Origin of the sequence: Pseudoalteromonas sp. JC28, from assembly GCF_013319255.1 — a bacterium.
In the GTDB taxonomy this organism is placed as follows: domain Bacteria; phylum Pseudomonadota; class Gammaproteobacteria; order Enterobacterales; family Alteromonadaceae; genus Pseudoalteromonas.
In genome coordinates, this window is record NZ_QOKX01000001.1 from 362053 (window position 1) to 385424 (window position 23372).

The window sequence follows — 23372 nt, forward strand, 5'->3', positions numbered from 1 at the left end:
GCATGGATATCAGTCAAGATACGATACTCACGATACTGGCTAACGCCATATTTTTGTATGGCGCTGTAACGACCAACAAAACAGATATTAAATGGCTCAAGGAATCGGTCAAAGAAATCAAAGAGAAAATCCAGTAAAGTTGGGGACATTTTGGGGCTATCCCAGAGAAAAACATACCCCAACATATCCACTGCTAAATTCTAAAACGTAGATATGGCGGGGTATGTAGGGGTATTCACATTGCTTTTTGGGGTTCGACTCCCTCTCTCTCCGCNACTCACGATACTGGCTAACGCCATATTTTTGTATGGCGCTGTAACGACCAACAAAACAGATATTAAATGGCTCAAGGAATCGGTCAAAGAAATCAAAGAGAAAATCCAGTAAAGTTGGGGACATTTTGGGGCTATCCCAGAGAAAAACATACCCCAACATATCCACTGCTAAATTCTAAAACGTAGATATGGCGGGGTATGTAGGGGTATTCACATTGCTTTTTGGGGTTCGACTCCCTCTCTCTCCGCCATTCCTTCTTTATTCAAATCAATTATCTACTAAAAGCTGCTCGTACTTTTGGGGACATTCTGGGGCTATGATAACCCTAAACATCATTTTTATTTCCTCAATACAGCGCATCTTAAAAAGCCATTCTGGCTTACGTCATTTTTATTTAAAATATCTTTGCTTGTGCATTTAGCCTTAGATTATCGGTTGGAGTTGCAGACAGCACAGCCATCCGAATTTGAGGTGGGTATCTATGATTTATTTTAACTTAAATGTCTCAGCGATAGATATTAAGTCAAACGAACATAAGGTGGAGATAACTTCGCTATCTTATTTACAAAAATACGAAATGCCCGCTTTAAGTTTAAGTAATTACTTTTCTATAAGCCATTCGAACCAGAGTGATTTCTGAGTATCGGGGTCGGTTTGTAGGTGGAATAGGGTATCAAATTGAGCGGGCTTGAACTCAATAGGCGGTGCGAGCACTTGAGTATTTTGCGTTAAGGTTACGCCATTTTTCCGTCCTTTTTCGGTTACCTCACAGACCCCGTTTTTGCATGTCACATCCGGTTCTGGGAGGGAAATACTTTCTTCAGATTGGGTCATGACATAGCGCTCGTTGATGCTACTTGCCTCGGTGAACGTTTTAAATTCCGTTGCTGAGTCACTGGTCGCAATACCGGCTGTTACTTCTGCTATATGTGCCAGAAACTGGTAGCTGCCTTGGTGAGAGAGTGCGCCAAGGCCTGGGTCTGTGATAAAAGATACAAAGCCCGCGTCCAGAGCACTGGAAGATAGTGCACCATTATTCATCAGGCGATCTATAGAGGCTTGATCTCTTTGCGTAAATCCGACAGTGAGCTTTTGGCCTTCGGTATTAAAATGCCCCTCGTTGAAATTACTGAGTAATTTGCCGTCATCATGTCGTCGGTAGTTTCCTATGTCACTAGCAAGTTTTTGAATATACTCGAAATCTATGCCACTTTTTTCTGCATATTCATACATATCAGCCAGCATAAATCTGTCTTTATGAGTCAAGAAGTCATAGTTGCTGCGTTCTAAGTTATGTGAAGACATCCCTTCAGCGCCATTGTGCACTTTAGGTTCATTGCCAGCAAACAGATCTGTAACCATTAGGCTATAGTAATGCTCAGCTTGATTGCTCATTGTATGCGCTGATAAGTTCATGTCTTGGAGCGCTGACTCGAAGTGTGACTGTGCTTGCGAAAGATAATCATCAGGGAGCATAGCTTTACCGAGTTCTGAGAATGTCTGGCTATGTGTGTATAGCGCAGCTTCAAATGATGTCATTGCATTATCATCATTGAGGGCGTTCCGCTTCAGCTCAGACAACGCTCGTTGATCAAGTGCATGCCACTTTTCGTAAGCAGCAGTCTTCTCTGCTTTTGAAAAGGTATTACTGGGATCCATGGCGATAGTCTCCAGTTGAGGTTTTGACAGTTGCTCAAACTCCCACTTAGCCGAATTAATCTCTTCTTGATTGCTTTGCGCTTGCCACGTTAAAACGTTGTTATCCTGTGGAAATGATTGCTGATTTAAACGAGCTGCGTCAATCGCCTGTTGTGCTTCTTTTAGTTTCACAGCCAATGAAGAAACAGACACCTGTGTATTGCGTGCATTGTTCTGGTTGGTATCCGTATTCGAACGATATGAGGTAGCAGGCGAAGCTTTGGTTTTAGCATGCCATTGGGTATTTGATATATCCATATTGTCTGTCCCTGTGCTTACTTAACCCTTTCTTATATGAAGGGTTAAGTCAGCATTCGTTAGTAAAATAGTAGAAAGAAACATTTTTCTCTCTGTTTGGTTTTATATAGTTGAGACTACTTGATGCATTTACATGATGTATTATTGGTGCTAAAACATCCGCTCTTAGTCATAAGATATAGTCAAACCCCCTGAAGCATTAGGAGAAATTTCTGCGTTCCTATTAGGATTTTACTATAAGCTCGATAGTAGCATAATTAAGCTGCTCCGGAAGTTGACTCTGAAAGTCAAAAAAGCAGCGACACTCATCATAATTTAGACCTTAGAAAGTGCTAAATTACATAATAACTCACCTCCAACATAGAGAAAGAGATGGAACTCAACAAAATATCAAATAAGGAATTGAAGTTGGCTCTTAAGGCCAGTGCGGCATTAGATATTGAAATCATCTGATGATGAGTATTTGCGCTGTTTTACTTATACCGAAAATTGGGCCTCTGGTATTGATATCGCGACTTACGAAAATGGGGGCGGCGACAATATTGTTGTTGTGATTAAAGACGAGTCGATCCTTATCAAGGGGTTCGATCATGAGTCGGAAGTTAGCCCTCATGCTCAAGAAGAGTACGGTGTACGGCTTGGGATGTACGAGGGAGCGCCGACAGAGCTGTTGGAAGTACTGAATGACGAGGCTTTCGAAATAGAAGAGGTCACGTTTTGCATTTGGCGACTTGATAATGAAGCGACTAGGTCTCGGGGAGCTGTAGAGTTTAATAATGATGAAGATGACGGTTCGAGCTGGCTTCTGTCAGCTATTACTATCACTCCAAGCGCCTTTATTGAATATGTCGAAAACTATCATGACGGTGATTTCAACCAGCTAACGCGAGAGAAAATACATGACGTATTTGTGGCGAAAATGTAGAGTATGTCAACTAAGCTGCTGAAGGCTTTTCTCCGGCAGCAAATTCTCAAAAAATGTGATGTTAGTGGATAAGGAAAGTTTAATGAGGCGAGTTAAAGTCTATTACCAACATCGTGACGGCAGCACTGAGCTGATCAATTATGAAAAAGAACTACGTTCTTATCGTGAAGCTTGGGATGTTATTGATCATTACCCTTGGGACAAAGAATTGGAATTGTTTGAGGCACTTGGGGAAGGTGGCGGGTTCTTTTTTATACTTGGCGATGAAGGCGGTAAATGCGCCTCTTACCAATTGACACCAATAGAAAATAACAGCGGATTACTGACTTTGGATGTTGTGTCTAAGCCAGCTACTTTTGGACTATTTGGTGGTAAATCTGTTTCCGTCGATTTTGAGCTTGTCTCAATTCCAGAGGCTAAAAATCATATAAAAGCGCTATTTGAATGCTCAATTGACTCTTTCTATGAAAAGTATCGAAAGTAAATAAAATGGTTGTGTGAAAACATCCGGAAGAGGACGAATTGCAGTTTTACTTATTTTGAATCTGTTCCAACGATATAATTTGCAGTATAAAATAGACTACTGTGGGAAGTATCAACGGGAAATAAAAGGACATATCAATGAATAGACTTGGCATACTATCTGGTTTGCTACTTTGTTGTAGCTATTCAATCGCTCAGCCCCAGCCGCAAGCAATCACAATTTACAATAACCCTTCTCAAGGTGTCCTCACTGAGAGTCGTGTATTTTCCTATCTGCAAAGCCAATTAACTCAGTTTGAGATTACACAGTCTGATGCCAGTGTTGATCGTGCGCTTAAAAATATTGCAGGTGGTGAAGGGGAGTGTGTTAGAAACTTAGTTGTGAATAAAGCGCGCAGTAAAACATTACTATTTTCTGAGCCGACCACTTACTTTTTAGGGCTACAAGTTTTTGCTGCACCTTCCGCGCAATTGTCGTCTGCACAAACCGAGCAAAACCTAGAAGCATTGTTAACGAGTCATCCCAAATGGTTGTTGGGCGTAGAAAAAGAGCGCTCATATGGTGATATTGCCGATGCCATGATACAGCAGACACCAGCAGATCAGCTCTACGTGAAAGAAGGCAGCGAAAACGAAGCACAAATGTATTCTATGTTGATGAGCAAGCGCTTTGAGTTGCTGCTTGAGTATCCCTCGGTTATTGCATACCACGCGAAAGACGCATCAGAAAAACCCGTACCAATTGCGGTTAGTGGTTTTGCTCCATTTATTACTGGGCATATCGCTTGTCGGGATACACCCGTTACACGCGGGTTTTTAGCAGCGGTTAATTCTGTATTGGCGGGCTTGACGGTGGACGAGCGCTTTATTAACTGGCATCTCGAATTCATAGACAAGAGTTTACACGATACGTTTAAACGGCAGTTTAGCCAAGCTCAAAGCTCTCGGCTTTAAATAGAGACCTCCAATAACCTATCCGCCAGTGCATTTAGGTGTGAGCTGTCGCACTGAGTCGCTGCATAAGTTCGGATACCATATACAGACATAATGAAAAAACGCGCTCTCTTTGTGGCTTCATCTTCACTTAATGCTTCACTATCGGGCCAAACCATTAAAAATTGTTGCCTGATCAGTGATTCAAATTGGTGCAAGTTAGCGCTGAGTGCCGTTTGAATTTCCGCATCCTGCTCGCCAATTTCATTAAGCGTTTTGGTGAGCAAACACACTTTCTTTGACTCGTCGCCCAAACACTCACCGACGAGATCTTGTAAGAATCGCTCAAGTGCGCAGCGAAGGCTGGTGCTGTTTTCGAACAGCTGTTGATAATGCACTCGTCGGTCTGCTTGATATTGATCTATAGCGGCTAATAGCAAACCTTTTTTATTTTTGAACGCACAGTAGATAGAACCAGGATGGAGTCCGGTTACTTCGGTCAGTTTGGGCATACTGGTTTTATTGTAGCCATAAGTCATAAATGCTTGCATGGCATTTCTCAGTACGGTTTCTCTATCAAACTCTGCTGTTCTCATCGATTTCCTAGGTGCACCAAGTGGGTTTAAACGTCGTCATTATACCAATACTTCACCCCTATTTTTGATAACAATGAAAAAAATGTAAAGGTTTAACTTGAATAATGATTCAAGAATCCATATCTTGAATGTATATTCAAATATGGAGAGACACGCATGCCACAGGTACTTTTTGAAAATGTTAAGCTAAATAACACGATATCACTCAATAATCGCATCTTGATGGCGCCATTGACGCGCTGTATGGCAGACGACGATTTAGTTCCTACCGATGACATGGTGAAGTACTATGCTAAGCGAGCCAAAGCAGGATTAATCATTAGTGAAGCGACGATTATTCGTCCTGATGGGCAAGGCTACCCGAATACCCCAGGTTTGTTTACACAAGCACAAATTGCAGGGTGGAAAAAAGTAACCGATGCTGTACACGCTGAGGGGGGGAAAATGTTTGCGCAATTGTGGCACGTTGGGCGTGTTGCGCACCCGTACTTTTTTGACGGAGAAGTTTTAGCACCGTCGGCTATTGGTATCGAAGGTTCAATTCCAAGAATGCGTGATTTAACCTACCAAACGCCAAAAGCGGCGACGAAGGAAGATATTACAAAACTCATTGCCGACTATGCCCAAGCGGCAGCAAACGCGATAAAAGCAGGTTTTGATGGGGTTGAAATTCATGGTGCCAATGGTTATTTAATTGACCAGTTTTTACATTACGCTGCGAATCAGCGTACCGATGAGTATGGTCAAACACCAGAAAATATGAGCCGATTTGCTTTGGAGGTGACAGATGCTATCGCTGAGCGTATTGGTGCCGACAGAGTGGGTCTGAGAGTGTCACCGGGTGCTTACTTCAATATGGATGGCGACCAAAGAGACAGAGCGGTATTTGACTACCTACTTAAAGCGTTAAACAGTCGCAACTTAGCCTATCTGCATCTGGGCATTTTCGACGATGCAATGGAGTTTGATTATTTGGGCGGCAGTGCTTCAGCTTACTTACGCAGCATTTATAAAGGGACGTTAGTAGGTGTGGGGAGTTATACGGCTGAATCAGGTGCTGAGGCTATCCAAAACCAACAATTTGACTTATTAGCCATTGGTAGGCCGTTTATTGCTAATCCTGATTATGTGGAGAAGGTGCAAGCTGGTCAAGCCGTGAAAGAGTATGATGAGTCTATGCTTGCAACATTAGAATAAAACCAATCCATAAGTATGAATTTATAGCAATGCCAAACACTTAAGTTTGGCATTTTTTTGTACATTGCATAAGCTTAAAGCAGGCGTCAGTGGTAAAGCGAAAACTTTTGATGCAAAAGTTGTCATCTTTATCAATTAAGCTTGAGAGCAGTTAAGTGTTTAACCCTCAAGTATTTGCTAATTAATAATCAACTGGATTGTAGCTTATTTTTTAACATTGATAGGAATAAAGGAGTACTTTGGAGTTTATTTGTTCGCTAAGTGTGTAATAATATGCCAGCAATGCAGTTGTGAGTGCGTCGGACATGCAAGAAGATTTACTAAATTCCGTTATCAAAATAACAAAAACGAGAGACGTTGATTCTCTTGAATATAGCTTAGTATCTACTATTCAAGAGTTCATAGGCTGTAAAGAGGTCGCTGTCTATAAGGACTTGCTCGTTCCTGGAGAGATCGCGATAGAGAGAAGCCTGCTCTTAAGAAAACTCTCCGATAAGGAATTTGATTGGGAAGAGCGAAGCCTAGTTAAAGAGCCAGATAAGGAATTAATTTCTTGCTTGCAGTCGGCCTGTATAATTACGGTACAAGCGAAAGATGGCACTGAGCATCGTTGGGTGCCAATCAGCCTTCAGGAAAAGCCGGTTGGTGCAATAGCAGTTATCAGTACGGGCTTGTCGAGTGCAGATCAAGTATTACTTAATGCATTTTGCCGCATTTTTGAAAATTATCTCACCATTCTTCACGAAAACGAGCGTGATAAACTCACCGGACTACTGAACCGTCAAACCTTTGAAAAACGTTTAAAGCAACTGATTGAAAAGCAAGTTATCAAACAACACAAAACGGTATGGCATGGTGATGTGCGCTCGGTGCATAAAGGCGCAACCTCCTGGCTTGCTATCATGGATATCGATCACTTCAAAAAAGTCAACGATAACTACGGACATGTATGCGGAGATGAGGTTTTACTGTTATTAGCGCAGCGTATGCGTCAGTTTTTTCGATCCACAGACTTATTGTTTCGCTTCGGTGGCGAAGAATTTGTACTGGTCTTTGAGCCAACCGATTACGATTCGATAAAAGCTAAGATGGACGAGTTTATGGAGTTGGTACGAAATACTCACTTTCCATTCGTAAAAAAGCTCACCGTCAGTGTTGGAATGTCTCGCATTAGTCCATATGATTTCCCTATCACTGTGCTTGAAAATGCCGACAAAGCACTTTATTACGCAAAAGATAACGGTCGCGATATGCTTTGTTTTTACGAAGCGTTGCTGTCTGAGCATAAAATTGAAGCGCCGGAAGAGAGCTCTGATATAGATTTGTTCTAATACCAATTTGGTTTAATAAGGTGCTCAATTTGAGGGATTAAATCTGACGCTAGCTGTGTTAAAAATTTCTCATTTAGAACAAGTGAATGCAATGAGCGCTAAAACTTTCTGCTAGAAAGGCATTAATTATACGAAACTCAGGTTAAATAGGTATAAAAGTGTTTCTGAGAAGCGGCGGTTGTTGATTTTCTACTCAAGTGCACTCGCAATAACTTCAATAACTACCGCTTATAGGAAGATTCCGATACACTTAATACAGCGTTAAACTGCATGGCAGACAACATGTTACACATCATCCAATCGAATCGAATGGAAATCTTGCAGGCACAACTCTGCACACTCATAAAATCGGCACCGCTCGCAAATCCTTTTGCAAAAGAAGTGGTGTTAGTACAATCTCCTGGTATGTCTGAATGGCTCAAACTAGGCATGAGTCAACACTTAGGGATAAGTGCACAAGTCGACTTTCCATTACCATCTAGCTTCATTTGGAAGCTATATCAAAATTTCATTGATGATGTTCCCAAGGAATCCGCTTTTAATAAAGGCAATATGACTTGGAAACTATTTACGCTATTACCCGGCTGCATTGATAAGCCTCAATATATTGCGCTTAAGCACTATTTAGGTGACGACCCTTCAGGAATTAAACTCTTTGCGTTGTGTGAAAAAATTGCCGACGTTTTTGACCAATATTTAATGTATCGCCCCCAGTGGATTGAATTTTGGGATCAGGGCCAAGATGCGCTTATAGATGTGGATGTTGAAGCCATCGCCCCTTGGCAGCCTGATCTCTGGCGTCGTTTAGTCCACCATGTTGAAGCACTTGAACAAAGTCCATATCACCGTGCCAACATGCACGATCAGTTACTGCAAGGGCTGGCCAATGCACCAGAAGGCAAACTTCCCGAGCGGATCTGTATATTTGGACTGTCGGCAATATCAACCAGCCAACTTGATATTTTTCAATCGCTTGGCCAAAAAACGAATGTATTTTTATTCTTTTTTAACCCTAGTGAACACTACTGGGGAGATTTAGTCGATGAGAAGACTCAAGCTAAAGTCGCCGCAAAATACGCCAAAATGCCAGAGCTCGAAGCGAAAGACGGCGAGTATTATTACGTTGGCAATCCACTACTCTCTTCATGGGGAAAGCTCGGGCGTGACTATTTTGAGCAATTATTGCAGCTTGATGCCAGTTGGATTGATGGATTTGATGACGCGTTTGATGACAGTCTGCTTGGTCAGGTTCAGCAAGAGATCTACCAGTTGGCATTTAAAGGAGAGTCGTTAACTGCTGATCCAAATTGGTTTGTTTCGCAGCAGGGCAAGTTACCCATTATGGCCGATGATACCAGTATCGTTTTTCAGGATTGCCATACGCCACTGCGTGAGGTCGAGCGGCTCCATGATTACTTACTCAATCAGTTTGAACAAAACCCTAGTCTGACGCCTAAAGACATTATCGTCATGATGCCTGATGTGGGCACCTATTCGCCATTTATTAAAGCTGTGTTTGACAGTAGTGAGGACAATCTGCGGATCCCCTATGCGATTTCTGATCTTGCAATTGAGCAAGAGCGGCCTATTTTAACGTCTTTTGTGACGTTGACAGACTTACCCAATAACCGTTTTTGCGTGTCGGATATTCTCGATTTGCTGGGCGTTGCGCCGATCGCCGAACAGTTTAACCTTGAAAGCCATGAGTTTGACTTAATTCGCTATTGGCTTGATCAGGTCAGTGTTAAATGGGGCCTAAACGACAGCCATAAAAGCGAATATGGCTTGCCAAAAATACCACTAAATACGTGGCAGCATGGACTCAACCGTTTGCTCTTAGGGGTTGCAACAAACGATGAACAGACACCGTTCGCTTCCATTTATCCTGCTGATGAAGTCGAAGGTATGTCGGTGGCGGTACTTAACAAGCTTATCGGCTTTGTTGATGCGCTTATCTGGTTAAAACTACAACTCAGCAGCGAAAAGACCTTAACGAGTTTTGCAGCAATTCTACGTGAAGCCATGGCGCTATTTTACTCGTCAGAATCTGAACAGAGTTGGGATTTACTTAAGCTTGAGCAGATTATAGAGAATATCGAAAAACACCATGAAAATGGCGATATTCAAGCGCCAGTCTCAGCAAAAATATTAGCGTATTTGGTTAAGCAAGGCGTCAGAGAAAAAGGGGTTGGGCAGCGCTTTTTAGCCGGAGCGGTAAACTTTTGTACGCTGATGCCGATGCGTGCTATTCCATTTAAAGTGGTGTGTATGCTTGGTCTAAATGACGCGGACTATCCTCGTACCGTGCAGCCTATTGGTTTTGATTTAGTCGCACACTCCACGAGACGTAAAGGCGATCGCTCACGAAAACTAGACGACAGATACTTGTTCTTAGAAGCCTTACTCAGTGCTCGAGAAAACTTGTATATCAGTTATATTGGCCGCTCTTGTTTTAACAACGAAGCCCAAGTGCCATCCGTTTTAGTCAGCGAATTGACAGAATATTTAGATCGCAGCTTTTACTTCGAAGACATGCCAAAGCAGTCTTTAGTCACTCGATTAACTTCACAGCTGCCATTACAACCTTTTAATCCCGAACATTTTAAAGCGGGCTCACTACAGAGCTACAATCGTACTTGGCTTTGGCAGCATAGGGCGGCGCATGCTGATGAGGTAAAACCGTTAGTACCAGTTTTAGACGCAGAAATTGAGTTTAGCGATTTGCTGCGAGGCGTTTGCGAGCCGCAAAAGTTATTTTATCAGCAAGCGCTGGGTATTAAACTCAAACCAATAGAAGCGTTAACACTTGATGAAGAGCCTTTCGCCTTAGATGCATTGGAGCGCTATCAATATTTAGATGAAGTGCTGGATGCTCAGCTACAACAACGGTCCTTAAATCTTGAACAGATTTTACAACGAGGCTCGCTGCCACAAGCGAACATCGGCAAACTACAGCTAGAGGGGCTGCTGACCCGCGTTGAACCTATGGTTAAGGTACTAACGCCTTTGCTTAATGAAGCAAAGGAGCCTCTAGAGCTAAAACTTGGTATTGCAGAGCATTTGCTGGTTGGCTGGCTTGATTGTGTGTATGAAAACAGGCAAGTGTACTATCGCAGCGCCAGTATTAAAGCGAAAGATTTAATTAAAGGGTTTTTACATCACTGCGCGGCTTGCGTAATGGGGCATGAAGTCACGACTTATATTGTTGGGCTAGATCAAAGCGTGCACTTTACCGCTATTTCACAACCACAAGCTCAGCAATATTTGGAGCAGTGGCTGGCTTTTTATAAACAAGCGCTGAGCGAACCTGTGGCATTTTTCCCAAGTTCTAGCATGGAATACGCCAAGACACAGGATATTAAAAAGGCCGCATATAAATTTAAGCCGCAATATGTTGGTCGAGGAGAGGGAGAAGATCCCTATGTTCAACTATGCTTTAGCGATTTGTCAGCTCATGAAGCGCGTTTTTGCGCACTTAGCCTTACTTTGTTAACACCTATTCTTAATGCCGCTGAGGAGGTACGTCATGGAGATGCTTAACCCCATTACTATGCCTTTAAGTGGCCAAAACCTAATTGAAGCCAGTGCAGGCACGGGGAAAACTTACACCATCACCGGTTTATATCTGCGTTATTTACTAGGCTTGCGCACTTCTGATCAACAACATGAGCCGTTAAGCGTTGAACAAATCTTAGTGGTAACTTTCACAGAAGCGGCAACACAAGAGATCAAAGACCGAGTGAGAAAACGCATTATTCAAGCTCGAGACGTGCTACTAGGTGAAGTCTGTAAAGATGAACTGATCAATGCCATTTTGGCGCAAATTGAAGATAAAAAGCGCGCCTTTGATCTCCTTGATGCTGCCGCTAAGTCAATGGATGAGGCCGCGATATTCACCATTCATGGCTTTTGCCAAAGAATGCTGAAGCAACACGCTTTTGAGTCTAAGGTGGCATTTAACCTCGAATTTATTCTCGATGAGAGCGAGCTGATTGATGCCGCGATGGCAGATCATTGGCGACGTTTTGTCTACCCGCTAGACACAGAAAAAACACAGGCTGTGATAGAGCAATTTGCTACGCCTTATGCACTGGCGAAGCAAGTTAGACCGTTATTAGCAAGAGAAAATGCCGAAATTAAACCCTCTGTTTCCTTAGATGCAGTGTTTGCCGCACGTGAAAAATACCAAACATTAGCACTGTGGCTAAAGGCCGAAATAGTCAAAGCTGACTACATCAATGTGTTGAAAAAATCGGGGCTGGCAGGCAATCGTGCACCAGGGCGAAAGGATAACCTTCAAGCTCTTGAGAATTATGTCAACAGCGAGCAGTGGTGGTTTGAGTTTGGTAGCAGCAATCACTCGTTTGGACTTTGGGGCAGTGAAAGCCTTGCTGATGTTGCTCAATATAAAAAAAATACAACGCCGCTGGAGCACGAACTTATTCGTCACTTTGATACCTTGGCAGAGCTCCATCAATTGGTCGGGAGTGGGCTTAAAATCGCGTTAGTGCAACAAGCGGTGACTGAGGTAAGAGCTTTGCTTCACGCCCACAAAGAAGAATATGGCTTGATCTCTCCCGACGATTTACTTAAGCAGCTGCATCAAGCGCTGATGGGCGACAGTGGTGAGTGCTTAGCCGAAAAAATTGCATTGCAATATCCGGTTGCTATGATAGATGAGTTTCAGGATACCGATCCCATCCAATATGGGATTTTCAGCCGAGTTTATGCAAAGAAAAATACGGCATTAACCTTGATAGGCGACCCAAAACAAGCCATTTACGGCTTTCGTGGAGCGGATATTTTTACTTATATCGGTGCAAAGCAAGGAGTTGCGCAAGGCAGGCAGTATACGCTTGCAACCAATTATCGCTCCGATAGTGACGTGGTTGCCGCAGTGAATACGATATTTACTCGCCATCCCAATAGTTTTATCTACAACAAAGATATCCCTTTCATTGAGGTGAGCGCGCAAGGTAAAGCCGAGGATGCGCAATTTACTATCGCGTCTAAAAAGTCGTCAGCTCTGCGCTTCAGTGTATTACCAAATGAGGATGAAGCGCTTAATAAAAGTGCCGCGCAAGCGCGGCTAAGTCAGGCGTTCGCAGGTCGAGTTGCAGCGCTTATCGAGCAAGGGCGGTCGGGGGTTGCGAAGATTGGCGAAAACCCAGTTGTGCCAGCGGATATCTGTGTGTTAGTTCGCGACCGCATAGAAGCGAGCTTGATAAAACGAGCCTTAAATCAACTCGATATTGCCAGTGTGTACCTTGCCAGAGATAGTGTATTTAGGCAGCCGCTAGCAATCGCGTTGTATCAACTGCTTGATGTACTGCACGGGAGTTACGACGAAGCGGCGCTCAGAGGCGTGCTTGCGGGACCATTATTTTATTTAAACAACCAAGCACTGTACGACTTGCAGTTTAATGAACAGCAGTGGCAAGGTTATTTGCAGCTATTTAGTGAGTTAACACAGCTGTGGTATCGCTCTGGTGCAATGGCGATGCTGGAACACTTATTGATAACTTGTGAGCTGCCAGTGATTTGGCAGCAGCAGGGAATGGAAGTAGAGCGTTGGCTTACTGACTTCCGCCATTTGGCTGAGCTTTTACAGCATAAGCAATTAGAACTTGATGGCACGGGTCGTGTGTTACGTTGGTTTTTATCGCAGCTAAATAACGCCCAGAGTGGCAGCAGCCAAATTCGTTTAGAGAGCGATGCCAATTTGGTGAAAATTGTGACCATGCACGCATCAAAAGGTTTGGAGTATCCGATTGTCTTTATGCCATTTGCGCTTGGGTTTCGTGAGCCTGATACGTTAGTTTATCACCAAGGGGATAAGTTAGTTGTCGACCTTGAAGCCAGTGATGACGCTAAAGAAAAAGCAGAGCAAGAGCGACTGGCTGAAGATATTCGCTTACTTTACGTTGCGCTGACGCGTGCGGTGCATTATTGCGAGCTTGGGCTTTACGACATTCAACAAGGGCGCAGTAAAAAGTCTGCGCTGCACAAAACGGCTTTAGGATTTGCTTTGTTTGGCACGGAAACCTTCGACAGTGCCGAGGCTTGGCAAAGTGCCTTAAGCCAGTTGTGTAAAGCACATGCGGCAATGGAATGTGTAAGATTAGATGAAATCACCGCGCCACAGCAAGCGATAAACATATCGCTTGAAGACAAGCCTCTAACTTTGTCAGCGAAAACCTTCACCGGTCAGATTGAACGCCATTGGCGTACCACAAGCTTCAGCCAGCTAAGCTATCACACGCATCATGGTGATAAACCAGCCGGGGCCGTGGACGAAAACCATTTACTGGACTTACCTGAGCAGCATCAAGAGCGGGAAAAAAACTCTTATACATTTCCTAAGGGCGCCAAGCCGGGTAGTTGTTTGCACGAAATCTTTGAGCTAATAGATTTTACCGCACCGAATTCCCCCAAAAACGAAGATAAGTATACGTTGACCGAAGCGGTCACTAAATCTTTGGATAAGTTTGGTATTGCGACCGAATGGCAAGAGACCGCTGAGCGCTGGATAACAAGCTGTTTGGCAGCACCACTTGCGCCACATCCTCATTTACAACTTGGTGTGCTGCCACCGGACGACTGTATTGTTGAAATGGAGTTTTATTTGCCACTGAAACCACTCAGTGCGGTGAAGCTGAACAAGATCCTCAGTGATATCACTGGACAAAAGTCGTTTTTAAACTTTGATGATGTGACAGGCATGTTGAAAGGGTTTATTGATTTAATCTTCAAGTGGCAAGGACAGTTTTTTGTTCTCGATTACAAGTCCAACTACCTTGGCGATAGCCCAGAAGATTATCACTACGATAACCTCAATGCCGCGATGTCGTCTCATCAGTATCATTTACAGTATATGATTTATACCGTGGCACTTCACCGCTTGTTAAAGCAGCGCCTCGTGGACTATAACCCTGAGCAGCATTTAGGTGGAAACTACTATTTGTTCTTACGTGCATTACCGGACAATCAGGGGATTTTCTTCAATCAGTTAAGCGTAGAGCAGGTGTTAGAATTAGATGCATTATTTGAGGAGTCTGTATGAGCCAGTTAAGTATGGACTTTGAGGCATTCGATCATCATAGCTTTATAGCGTTATTGCTTGAACACAAACGAGTTGGTAAAGCCGATATCGCGTTAGCCAAGTTGTTGAATCAGCAAGGCTACGACGATTACTTCTATGTATTTTTACTATTATTAATCGCTCATGGACGTCAGCATAGTTGTTTAGAGTTAGACAGTATTAATTATCAGGATCCGTTTGAGCTCAGCTACGCGGTTGCGGATGGATCTGTAGAGTTGTCGCCATTTTCAAGCACAGGTATAGCCTTTGCTGCGCTCGCACAGCATCCTGCGATCGGTGAAGATAAGCCGCTTCGGCTATACGGTAATAAGCTCTACTTGGCGAGATTAGCAAATTATGAAGCAAGGCTTGCTGGACACTTTGAAATGTTGGCAAAAGCCGATGTTACGCTGGACGAAGCAAAACTGAGTGCACTGTTGGCGTCGTTTTTTCCAGCCAGTGAAGAAGACATTGATTGGCAAAAAGTGGCTTGTACGCTTGCTATTATTAAGCGATTTTGTGTCATCACGGGTGGTCCCGGCACAGGAAAAACCACGACGGTCACAAAACTGCTTGCTATTTTACAGTCGCTTTATAACAGTGCGCCGTTGACCATCAAGCTAGTAGCGCCGACCGGCAAAGCGGCTGCGAGGCTCAGTGAGTCAATTATTGGTGCGAAAGCGAGGTTAAACCTGCCGCCAGCGCTTGCTGATTTACTGCCGGAGCAGGCGCAAACTATTCATCGCTTGTTAGGCGTTATTCCTAATAGCGTTCACTATCGTCATAATCAAGATAACCCGCTGCATGTTGATGTGCTGATTGTTGACGAAGCATCCATGGTGGACTTATCGCTTATGGCTAAGCTGGTGGATGCACTACCAAAACATGCACGGCTTATTTTGCTCGGCGATAAAGATCAGCTCGCATCGGTAGATACCGGTAACGTACTCAGCGACTTATGTGAAAACTTAACGCTTGGGCAAGCACCACATTACAGTCAGGCACTGAAAGCAAAGCTAGCTGAGTTGAGTAAACAAAACTTGCCTGAATCGGGTGATACCAGCGCTGACTTTATGTTGGAAGATAATCTGGCGTTTTTACAAAAAAGTCACCGTTTTGACAGTCGAAGTGGGATAGGTCAGTTAGCATTTGCCGTAAATAGTAACAATAAGCGGCAATTAGACAGCGTGCTGAGGCAAGGTTTTAGCGATATACAGCATCATGAATTAAATAGTGAAACCTACAATGCCTTAATTGCCAGAGCGGCGGAGCAATACCAGCGATACCTGCTTGCCATTCATCATGGTGAGAGTGAAGCCATCATTCATAGCGAGTTTGCCAGTTATCAATTGCTTGCAGCCGTGAGAGAGGGGCCTTACGGTGTGAACGAATTAAATCGCAGAATAGAGCTCAAGCTTAGTCAAATGGGATTAGTGCAACCGACAGGACGGTTTTACGTTGGTATGCCCATTATGATCACCCAAAATGATTACCAGCTGAAACTGTTTAACGGCGATATCGGGATCATTTTACGCGACGAACAGGGTGAGCTACAGGCATCATTTATTGATGAACAGGGCTGCGTTAGGCGCTTTTATCCTGCAAGATTGCCGAGCTTTGATAGAGTATACGTGATGACTATCCACAAATCGCAAGGCTCTGAGTTTGCTTACACGGCAATGATACTACCACCCATTCAACGCGCACAGCAGGGGATAAATCGCCAGCTTATTTATACTGGGATCACCCGAGCTAAACAGCAGTTTGAATTGGTGGCGCAATATAAAGTATTAGTACAGGGTATGAATCGAAGTGTAAGTCGCAGTAGTGGTTTACGAAGCCGGCTATCAAAATGATGAATTTTTTGTTAAAAACTTGTTTTATTTTGTGGTTTGGCTAAGGTTAAAGTGAGCTTGAAAGCTAGCTCGCCCAGTGAGTAGACTTGCCGTCAGTTAACGTGTTAACTGACGGCGTTTTTTATTCCGTTGGTATTAGAACTTTAGTTTATCAATAAGTGTGTTAGGGTCGATTTCAAGTTCATCCATTAACGACCAACGAGTTTGCTTTTGTACACTACCTTTTCCTAAGATCCAGTAATCATAAGTTTTTTCAATACGGCCATTGGTATGCTGTATAGTCAACCACGCATTTACATAACTCAGTAAATCTTGATTACGCTTGGCGACGGCAAATCCAACGGGGTATTTCAAACTCGCCCCTTCCGGTACCACAACACCAAATTCAGGGTAGAACATGCTCCATGCAAAGCCCGCCTCTGCGCTGATCACTAAGGCGTCATATCTTTCTGGGTGCTTAAAATAGCTTTGCAAATTGTTAATACCGGATACTTTTACCTTAGGGTTTTGCTGCGCCAATTGTTTGAGTAACGGAGCATACTCAACGTGAGCTAAATTCAGCTTATCAAGCGTAAGTAGGGCTGACTTGTCAGCAAACTTCTTCAAATCATGATCTTTGGCCAAGAGCGCTAGTTGCAGTTCCAATACCTTGTCACTAAAGCGCACGCTTTGTAAGTCGGCAATATTAATTTCAAGGCCGGACATTGCAATATCGAAATATCCCTTGTTGAGATACTCTGCCAGTTGTGGCTTTTTAAAAGGAATAAACTCGATTTTAACCCCAAGGTCGGATGCGAGCCTATGTGCTAGGCTGACATCAAAACCCACTAACTGGTCTTTTTGATTAAAGTAACTAAATGGCACATTATCGATAAGATATCCGACACGCAGCAGGTTACGTTTTTTAATCACATCGATATTCGTCAAAGACAACTCACCACTTTGGTATGCTTTAGGGACATAGCTAAGCACATGAGCAGGGACGGTATCTGAGATCACCATATTAGCAATGGCATCATCGGCCGATTTAGTTTGTTTACCGAGGTAATTATTTGCCGTAAAACTCAACAACATAAATGCTGGGAGTAGTGCAGATAGTAGCGTTAAATAATAAACCGAGCGCACGCGTTTTAGGTGTAATTGTCTACGGTTGATGAAAATACATAAAAATACAAATGCGAAGATATACACCACAGTGGTCGGTGAAACCACCTTTGCGGTGAGTACTGACATTGATAGATATAACTGATAAGTATCAGCCGGGACACGCAAGGTATCGAGCAAATAGGGAATAGCGATATGTACGTTAGCAAAGTAACTTAGCATCGCCGACAAAGACACATTAGGAATTTGTTCGATGCCGATTTGGTTGCCGGTAAGCCATGCTGCAAAAGAGACAAAAATGAGGGTCGTAAGCTTTCCTAAACTCGGGAAGGTATAAGCGATAGGCACTAACACCTCTGCGATGTGATCAGAGCTTTCGTCGCTTTGCTTAATTTTGCGTAAATGATCTTTGATCCCCTCGGTGATCACTGGCAATACAATAAAAACGTTTCCGGTACTAAATGCGGTTATCCATGCATTGCGCATAACCATGATGAGGTCGCGATACTTAACAGGGGTGAGTGCGGCAACAAGCATAGGTAGTAGTACTAACATTAAATACACGCCGACACATAAAACGACAACCCAGTATACTTGCAATTCAGACAGTTCTTCTGCACTCATGGTGCCAGCGGTGCTTGCTGTCATCGCAAAAATGCCGATAGGGAAGATGGCAATGATCTTCTTGGAAATCACCGACAGACCTTGACCAACGACTTCTAACACATCCAGTAAACGGTTTTTCTTTTGATTGGAAATAAGCGCCATACCTAGCGCAATGCAAAATATGACTAAGGCAGGTACATTACCTTCCGCCATAGAGGCAAATGGATTAGCGGGAATATAATGTTTAACAAAGTCTACTTCGGGAGCAGCGGCGACCAGTGCCGGGGAGAAAAAGGTCCCGGCATCATGCGCTGGTAATGTCATAATAAAGCACCAGATCACAGCAAGACCTACCACCCAAATGGAGACCATGACTAGCGCCGCTTTTGCAAGAATACTTTTAACCTGTTCGGGATTAAATTTGCCTAAACCCACGATAAGGCTGACGACAATATAGGGGAGAATGGTGATTTGCATCAGGTTTACAAAACCTGTACCGATAGGTTTTAAAAATGATAACCGTTCACCGAAAACTAAACCAGCAAAAATGCCAAGTATGAGCGCCCAAAGCATCCAGTTAACGTTTTTTAGAAAATTAAGCAATTTAGTCATGTGCTCAGTCGAAAAAAGAGCGGTATTTTAATTAGCTTAGCTTAAAACTTACTGAATGTTTGAGCGATTTGATTACAAATTATCGAGTGTTTACTCAAAGTTCATAATCATCCCCATTTTTGGCACGATAACAGGCTTTTCCTGCTGGTTGTTGCACGCCGTGATAAAAGCTCATCCATAGTTTTTGTAGCTGGGTTTTAGTCTTTTTACCAACCACAGACGCCAGTGGCGTTTCGACGATAATATCTTCGATATGGGCGCTATCAAATTGGCCGAGCATTCCGGTGCGATTGAAGGTAATTTCAATATGTAAGCCATCGTCCTGTTTTAGCAAAACAGCCTCAGGCGTTTCTCGGTGACCGCAAAGCGCGACGAATTGGCTACAATTTTTTAAACCACAATGGGTGCCGTTGGCAAAAAACGCAAGCAGGTGATTGTAGTAAACCACATAGTCTGTCACCTCCATGTGTGAGCCAAACTCTAAAGGACATTGTTCATCAAGATACTGTTTTGCCAGCATTGACTGTTGCGCTTTTGTATCGTCAATTGATTGCTCTGTATGCGGTTGTAATTGCGCTGCCATGATCCACCTCACTTGTTCATGTTGTCATAAATTGGGAAATATATTCAGGTTGTTTCGTGTACATTTTGAGTGTAAGTTAAATATTCAAATAATTTCACAAAAAGAATTTCACAGTGTGAATTTCACAAAAATGGGGTGTGAAATCATGGCAAAAGTTGCAAGCTTAATTAGAAAGTCTCACTTTTTGGGTACTAAAATAAGAAATCTAAGAAAGCGTAACCATCTGACTTTAGAAGATTTATCGGCTCGATGTGTTAAGCAAGATCCAACCAGCGCGCCTTCCGTTTCCTACCTGTCAATGATTGAAAGAGGCCAGCGTACGCCAAGCGAAGCGATGCTCGAAAACTTCTCTAATGTATTTCAAAAACCGATTGAGTGGTTTTTAGACAGTCAACCTGAAGCGCCGGAGATTGCGCCAGATAAAGGCAATTTCGGTGGGATAATGGGGATGGCTTTAGAGCCCAACTTTCTATTTGCCAAAGAGATATTACAAATTGCGATCCCAGAAATGCTATCCCAAGCGGGGATCAGTGGTAGGCAGTTTGCGCACCTTTTGATCCGTGCCCACCAAGAACACCATCAAAACCACTTTCCTGATTTAGAGCGAGCAGCCGATGAAGTGGGAGGTAAAAATCTCTATCTCAGCTGTGATGATCTCATGGCAATTTTGATAGCAAAAGGTCGAAAAGTGGAGTGGTTTGAGCAATCATCGCCTGACGGAGAGGGGATGATCACTTCTTATTTCAAAGAGCCAAACATGGTGTTTATAAATCGCGCATTGCACGCACATCCCGCGAGAATGAAATACGATTTAGCCGTTCATATTGGCCATGCCGTGCTTCACAATAGTGAGGGTTTAGAATGTGTACTCACTACTGGAGAAAGTCGTAAAAGTAACGATAACCCCGATCATGATACTCCAAATGCTCAGGATATTTTGAGCGCGTGGCAGGATTTTGAATCGAGCTTCTTTGCAGGGGCCTTATTGTGTCCCCGTACACCATTTCGGCAGTTACTCGAAAGCCGAGGTTACGATGTGCGCGTCCATGAGCAACTTGGTATTTCTGCTTCCGTCGCAATGCGCAGAATGACATCGGTTTCACCTTATCCACATTGGCATTATTTTGATGCTTATCAAGCCGGTAAACTCAAGGCGGTGTATCGGGGCAATGGCATTCCTTTACCTTGGGGCAATATGCGTAGCGTTGCCGATCCGTGTCAGCACTGGGCCGTATTTCGTAAATTTCATGATGATAGTAATAGTGCCAGTGCTCAGCTTTCGATCCTGAACGTCAATGGCAAACCGCGTCTATATTGCTGTGAGTCAGTAAAAATTGTTGATGTTGCGAATCGTCCAAGAGTGCTGTGCGCAGGTCTTGATCTCAATCCTGCTATTAATGCACAAGGGATTGATGCTGACGCCTTGATTGGAGAGTTACAAAAAGCTTGTATTAGCCATGGTGGCGCGAGCGTGGTGCCCTATCATATGAAAACCCAATTACTCCGTGTTGCCAAGATTTTAAATATCCAGTGGATTGAAAGAGGACTTGAGGGCTCAGTTCGGGTGATTTGTACTCGAGGAAAAAGCTGCCCGAGAAAGCCTAGTTGTTATGCGCTCTCCTCCGTTAGCAATTGATATTGAAATTCTACCGTGTAATGGGCGTATAGCGCTAAGGCATAATATCTAGATCTAGGTGATGTTATGCCTTAGCCATTATTAGATTTTACTTCTAATTAAATCTCTGACGAGCAATCTGGCAGGGTGGATTGCCTGATTTACTCGCTCGCTTAAAGGTCTTGCTTCGCCAAGTAGAGTTGCAACTAAATGCTCAGTAACCAGCGGAGCGCTGCACAGTCCTCGTGCGCCAAAACCGGTAACAATATGAATTCCTTGATAGGGTAGTGCTGGATTTCCAAAACCATAGTGTTTTCCCTTTCTTAAATTGGCAAAGGCCGAGCAAAACTCATCGTTATGCTGGACTTGACCAAGCATAGGCAAATGATCGTTAAAACAACAACGTACAGCGGCTTTTGCCGAGGTGATTTCGCCAAGACTCGCGGCTAACTCCGTGTCTTTGTAAAAGCGTTCAAGCTGGGCAAGGTTAACTGCATCATCTTCGGCTTTTACCTCTCGGCTTTTGCTGTTTTTTTCAAATGTCGCGCCCATACAATGTTGCCCATCCATTGCAGGAGTAAAGTACCCTTTATGGCAAAGTACGGTATTGAGTTTTTGTGATTCTTCTCCAGCATCAACATGAGAGACCTGACCGCGGACGCCGTGTAAAGGAACATGTTTGGTTTGCTCGAATCGGTCAGAGTGCTCACCGCCACAGACAAATACATCTGAAAACGGCCCAAACGTATTATCTTCACTGTGTAACAGCCAGCCGCTCTCGGTTTTTTCGAGCTTTTGTATGTCAGTATTAAAATAAGTCGAAACTGCTTTCAACGCGTGAGCTGCATCAAACACTGCTTGCGTTACCTCTGCAGGGTTTAGCCAACCGGCCTCTGGAATATAGAGTCCACCGTAGGGCAGTATGGTGTTTGCGATAGCTGAAGCCTGCTTGGCGTCGACGGCATGAATTAAATCATGTGGCCAAGTTGCCTTTTCGGCTAGGTTTTGATGTTGCGCTCGTTTGGCCTCACTAACGGACTGCAAGAGTACGCCACACCAATCATGTGCGAAGTGATATCCTGTATTTGCAATATGCTGATAAAGACGCTTTGCATATAAAAAGCTGTGAGCGTATAGCTCGCTCGATGGCGTGTGATCTGCTTGCAGGTTTGGATATAGCGCGCCTTGGCGATTGTGAGAAGCACCTTTGGCTAACGCGTCGTCTTGACAAAAAAGTGTTGCACCAAGATCACGTTTACCAAGATGATACAACAAACAACTTGAGGCAATACCGCCGCCAATAATAGCGATACTCTCTAGCTTACGCGGTGTGGTGCTGTAATACGCTGGAGTATTGGAGTTTTTATTGGCACGGCTCAGCGTTCCGACCACCATTTCGCGTTTGCGACCAAACCCTTTGACTTTTTTGCACCCAAAGCCGGCGTCTTGTAGTCCCCTGCGGACAAAACCTGCTGCGGTAAATGTTGCTAAAGTAGCGCTATCTCGGCTCATATTGGCCATGGCATCAAATAAGCTTTGTTGCCACATATCTGGGTTTTTACTCGGAGCAAAGCCATCTAAAAACCACGCATCGACAAATCCGGCTTGTTCGAAACTTAGTTGTGGTAAATTATCGTGAATATCACCAAACCATAAATCTAAGGTCACTTGACCATTATCAAACTCTAGGCGATGGCATCCTTCAAGAGCCATCGGATATTGTTGGCAGAGTTTTTCGGCGAGCGGGGCAAGCGTAGGCCAAGCTTGTAGCGCTTTAACTAAATCATCAATATGGATTGGATATTTCTCAAATGAGACAAAGTGGAGTTGGTTAACGCATGCGTCTTTGCTACGCTGGTTGAAGTGATACCAAGCGTTGAGAAAGTTTAATCCAGTACCAAAACCCGTTTCTGCGATGACAAATCGGTCTTTGCCATGATTTTGTAACCGCTCGTCGATATGGTTCTGAGTATAAAAGACGTAATGTGACTCAGCTAATCCATCATCGTTGGAAAAATAGACATCGTCAAAACTATCGGCAACAGGGGTACCAGCATCGTTGAAGTGTATTTGAGCGTTTTTTATCATGAAAGACTCTATGTTCGACTATTTGGGAACTATTTTACTGTCTTTCGACTCAATAGTCTGGTTGCATTTTTAGTTATTTAGGTTCAGAGTACATGTGTACGCTGGAAAGCTGACCACTTGGCGCTAAAAT

15 protein-coding genes are annotated in these 23372 nt (G+C 43.6%); 10 read left to right on the plus strand and 5 right to left on the minus strand.

Translation table 11 applies throughout. The annotated features are described in order from the left end of the window. Positions 1 to 2: 2 nt before the first annotated feature. Positions 3 to 137: a hypothetical protein gene (locus DS891_RS24670; protein ID WP_302480140.1), complete on the plus strand. Its 135-nt coding sequence runs from the start codon at positions 3 to 5 to the stop codon at positions 135 to 137. 739 nt (positions 138 to 876) lie between these two features. Here the strand turns inward: DS891_RS24670 and DS891_RS01585 are convergent. Next, a complete protein-coding gene (locus DS891_RS01585; RefSeq protein WP_174168658.1) occupies positions 877 to 2232 on the minus strand; it encodes a hypothetical protein in 1356 nt (451 codons plus the stop codon). A gap of 439 nt (positions 2233 to 2671) precedes the next feature. Here DS891_RS01585 and DS891_RS01590 point away from each other — a divergent pair, with 439 nt between their 5' ends. From DS891_RS01590 to DS891_RS01600, 3 genes are all read left to right on the plus strand, one after another. Further along, positions 2672 to 3157, plus strand: coding sequence for a hypothetical protein (locus tag DS891_RS01590; RefSeq protein ID WP_174168660.1), 486 nt, complete (start codon positions 2672 to 2674; stop codon positions 3155 to 3157). A gap of 82 nt (positions 3158 to 3239) precedes the next feature. Further along, complete coding sequence (locus tag DS891_RS01595; protein WP_174168662.1) at positions 3240 to 3641, plus strand: hypothetical protein; 402 nt, start codon at positions 3240 to 3242, stop codon at positions 3639 to 3641. 137 nt (positions 3642 to 3778) lie between these two features. Continuing rightward, positions 3779 to 4594, plus strand: a complete 816-nt coding sequence (locus DS891_RS01600; RefSeq protein ID WP_174168663.1) for a hypothetical protein — start codon at positions 3779 to 3781, stop codon at positions 4592 to 4594. Here DS891_RS01600 and DS891_RS01605 read toward each other — a convergent pair. Beyond that, the gene (locus tag DS891_RS01605) at positions 4591 to 5169 is read right to left on the minus strand and encodes a TetR/AcrR family transcriptional regulator (protein WP_010605113.1); all 579 of its coding nucleotides are present in this window, start codon (positions 5167 to 5169) and stop codon (positions 4591 to 4593) included. The genes DS891_RS01600 and DS891_RS01605 overlap by 4 nt on opposite strands. A 156-nt stretch (positions 5170 to 5325) precedes the next feature. Here DS891_RS01605 and DS891_RS01610 point away from each other — a divergent pair, with 156 nt between their 5' ends. The 5 genes from DS891_RS01610 (at position 5326) to recD (ending at position 16634) form a co-directional block, all read left to right on the plus strand. Then, entirely contained in the window at positions 5326 to 6366 is a 1041-nt protein-coding gene (locus DS891_RS01610) for an alkene reductase (RefSeq protein WP_174168664.1), read from the plus strand. 305 nt (positions 6367 to 6671) lie between these two features. After that, positions 6672 to 7697, plus strand: a complete 1026-nt coding sequence (locus tag DS891_RS01615; RefSeq protein ID WP_010605111.1) for a GGDEF domain-containing protein — start codon at positions 6672 to 6674, stop codon at positions 7695 to 7697. A gap of 282 nt (positions 7698 to 7979) precedes the next feature. Next, complete coding sequence (gene recC / locus DS891_RS01620) at positions 7980 to 11237, plus strand: exodeoxyribonuclease V subunit gamma (protein WP_174168666.1); 3258 nt, start codon at positions 7980 to 7982, stop codon at positions 11235 to 11237. Further along, entirely contained in the window at positions 11224 to 14760 is a 3537-nt protein-coding gene (recB, locus tag DS891_RS01625) for an exodeoxyribonuclease V subunit beta (RefSeq protein ID WP_174168668.1), read from the plus strand. Before recC ends, recB begins: the two co-directional genes overlap by 14 nt. After that, a complete protein-coding gene (gene recD, locus DS891_RS01630; RefSeq protein WP_174168669.1) occupies positions 14757 to 16634 on the plus strand; it encodes an exodeoxyribonuclease V subunit alpha in 1878 nt (625 codons plus the stop codon). The genes recB and recD overlap by 4 nt, the downstream gene beginning before the upstream one ends. Positions 16635 to 16769: 135 nt before the next feature. Here the strand turns inward: recD and DS891_RS01635 are convergent, their stop codons facing one another. Continuing rightward, positions 16770 to 18956, minus strand: coding sequence for a cation:dicarboxylase symporter family transporter (locus DS891_RS01635; protein WP_174168671.1), 2187 nt, complete (start codon positions 18954 to 18956; stop codon positions 16770 to 16772). Between the two features lie 94 nt (positions 18957 to 19050). Next, a complete protein-coding gene (locus DS891_RS01640) occupies positions 19051 to 19539 on the minus strand; it encodes a malate synthase (protein WP_174168672.1) in 489 nt (162 codons plus the stop codon). 145 nt (positions 19540 to 19684) lie between these two features. On the opposite strand from DS891_RS01640, the gene DS891_RS01645 reads away from it, so the two are divergent. Then, the gene (locus DS891_RS01645; protein WP_102057024.1) at positions 19685 to 21175 is read left to right on the plus strand and encodes a DUF3612 domain-containing protein; all 1491 of its coding nucleotides are present in this window, start codon (positions 19685 to 19687) and stop codon (positions 21173 to 21175) included. A gap of 81 nt (positions 21176 to 21256) precedes the next feature. Here the strand turns inward: DS891_RS01645 and mnmC are convergent, their stop codons facing one another. Next, entirely contained in the window at positions 21257 to 23242 is a 1986-nt protein-coding gene (gene mnmC / locus DS891_RS01650; RefSeq protein WP_174168674.1) for a bifunctional tRNA (5-methylaminomethyl-2-thiouridine)(34)-methyltransferase MnmD/FAD-dependent 5-carboxymethylaminomethyl-2-thiouridine(34) oxidoreductase MnmC, read from the minus strand. Between the last annotated feature and the right edge of the window lie 130 nt (positions 23243 to 23372).

Coding starts and splice junctions, on each gene's coding strand:
- DS891_RS24670 (WP_302480140.1), top strand. CDS start 3: ATGGATATCAGTCAAGATACGATACTCACGATACTGGCTAACGCCATA.
- DS891_RS01585 (WP_174168658.1), bottom strand. CDS start 2,232: ATGGATATATCAAATACCCAATGGCATGCTAAAACCAAAGCTTCGCCT.
- DS891_RS01595 (WP_174168662.1), top strand. CDS start 3,240: ATGAGGCGAGTTAAAGTCTATTACCAACATCGTGACGGCAGCACTGAG.
- DS891_RS01600 (WP_174168663.1), top strand. CDS start 3,779: ATGAATAGACTTGGCATACTATCTGGTTTGCTACTTTGTTGTAGCTAT.
- DS891_RS01605 (WP_010605113.1), bottom strand. CDS start 5,169: ATGAGAACAGCAGAGTTTGATAGAGAAACCGTACTGAGAAATGCCATG.
- DS891_RS01610 (WP_174168664.1), top strand. CDS start 5,326: ATGCCACAGGTACTTTTTGAAAATGTTAAGCTAAATAACACGATATCA.
- DS891_RS01615 (WP_010605111.1), top strand. CDS start 6,672: ATGCAAGAAGATTTACTAAATTCCGTTATCAAAATAACAAAAACGAGA.
- recC (WP_174168666.1), top strand. CDS start 7,980: ATGTTACACATCATCCAATCGAATCGAATGGAAATCTTGCAGGCACAA.
- recB (WP_174168668.1), top strand. CDS start 11,224: ATGGAGATGCTTAACCCCATTACTATGCCTTTAAGTGGCCAAAACCTA.
- recD (WP_174168669.1), top strand. CDS start 14,757: ATGAGCCAGTTAAGTATGGACTTTGAGGCATTCGATCATCATAGCTTT.
- DS891_RS01635 (WP_174168671.1), bottom strand. CDS start 18,956: ATGACTAAATTGCTTAATTTTCTAAAAAACGTTAACTGGATGCTTTGG.
- DS891_RS01640 (WP_174168672.1), bottom strand. CDS start 19,539: ATGGCAGCGCAATTACAACCGCATACAGAGCAATCAATTGACGATACA.
- DS891_RS01645 (WP_102057024.1), top strand. CDS start 19,685: ATGGCAAAAGTTGCAAGCTTAATTAGAAAGTCTCACTTTTTGGGTACT.
- mnmC (WP_174168674.1), bottom strand. CDS start 23,242: ATGATAAAAAACGCTCAAATACACTTCAACGATGCTGGTACCCCTGTT.